This window comes from Rheinheimera soli (assembly GCF_021290985.1).
Lineage (GTDB): Bacteria > Pseudomonadota > Gammaproteobacteria > Enterobacterales > Alteromonadaceae > Pararheinheimera > Pararheinheimera soli.
Map to the genome: position 1 here is coordinate 1 of NZ_JAJOYU010000080.1, position 1579 is coordinate 1579.

Consider the following 1579-nt stretch of genomic DNA (forward strand, 5'->3'; position numbering starts at 1 on the left):
TTTTTTAGGACTTTCAGGGCGAGTGTTACGGCAATTGGCGGCTGAAGTTCGATGATTTGAACGACTGAGTATTGTAACAAGTTGGGGTGTTCAGAAGTGGTCTAATCGTGTGTCTGTGGTCGATTTAGCTGGTGTTTGAAGGGCCTCTTCCTCAGGCGGCCAGCAGCAACGCCATTTTCTTGATGTTTTGCGCGGTGCCTGCCATCAGGCATTGCATCTGTACATTCTGCAATCCTCTGAAGCGTGCATACCGGTGGCCATGGTGTTGTTTCGCATCCGCGAAACTACGCTCTACCGTCTCTTTTCGTCGTTGATAGATTTTCTTACCCCAGGTACTGAGTCTCGTCTGGTTGGCGGCCTCTTTGGCTTCTTCATACACGTGCCGCGTCAGTACTTTGGTCTGGTTTTTACTGCGCGTGCATTGTTTGAGTAACGGACAGTTTCTGCAAAGTGCAGGGTCTGATTTGTATTCATGGTACCCATCACGGTTAGTCGTGGTGTAGAGGAGACTCTGACCGTGTGGGCAGCGGTAGCTGTTGCTGTCTTTCTCATAGCTGAATGCACTTTTACGTAGCAGCCCTTTGCCTTTATTTGGTCGACGATACCCCATCACAGGTTCAATCTGCCGCTCCCGGATTAAGTGGCACAGCATAGCCGTGTTGTAACCCGCATCCAGTCCAACTGCTACCGGGCTCAGCTCAAAGCGCTCCAGTTGCCGGTCTAATCGGGCGAGGTAAGGTTGACTGTCATGCACATTGCCGGGTGTTGCAAAGGTGTCTGTGATAAGGCCATGTTTGCCGTCAACCGTTCTGTGGTCCAGGTAGAAGAAGCCTTGTGGCTTGCCTTCGCGTGTCATAAATCCACTGTCAGGGTCCGTGGTGCTGCTCTTGATAGATTGCAGTTCACACACCTGTTCTTGCTTCTCCTTCAACGGCTTTTTTCCGGCGACTTTACGCTCCTCCTCAACCGCTTCATTCAACTGCCTGATATACGCCGAGGTGCTGGCTGACACCAGTTTATTGATGGACTTGCCCTTGTTCGCACTGGCTTTTAAATGGGTGCTGTCGGTGTACAGCGTGCGACCCCCTATCAGATGACGGGAAATCGCCTGCTCCACAATGTGGTCAAAGATACGCTGAAATACATCAGTGCCATTAAAGCGGCGAATGCGGTTCTGGCTTAAGGTCGATGCATCCGGTACTTTATCGGTCAGACTCAACCGCAAAAACCAGCGATAGGCTACATTGACTTCGATTTCCTGTATCAGTCGCCGCTCACTTGGTACGCCAAAGATATAACCGAGCAGCATGATTTTAAACAGTACCACCGGGTCAATCGCCGGACGGCCATTGTCTTTACAATACAAGTGAGCCACTTCTGTGCGGATAAATTCGAAATCAATGGCGGTATCAATCTTACGCACCAGATGGTCTTTAGGAACCAGTTGCTCCAAAGTGACCATTTCAAGCTGGTATTGTTGGGGGGATGTGTCTCGTAACATAGATATCAGTCCTTGGTTGAACTGACTCTATTAGATCAAAGGTCTGGAGCTACGTCCAGACCTTTGTCAGCAGTCTGA

At 50.0% G+C, this 1579-nt stretch carries 1 protein-coding gene; it reads right to left on the bottom strand.

Annotated elements, in window-relative coordinates:
- Positions 1–151: 151 nt before the first annotated feature.
- Positions 152–1501 carry an IS1182 family transposase gene (locus LSG37_RS21065; protein ID WP_233081970.1) on the bottom strand — a complete coding sequence of 450 codons (1350 nt, stop codon included), beginning with the start codon at positions 1499–1501 and terminating at the stop codon, positions 152–154.
- Between the last annotated feature and the right edge of the window lie 78 nt (positions 1502–1579).

Excerpts from the sequence above, each read along its gene's own strand:
- LSG37_RS21065 (WP_233081970.1), bottom strand. The coding sequence starts at position 1,501 with ATGTTACGAGACACATCCCCCCAACAATACCAGCTTGAAATGGTCACT.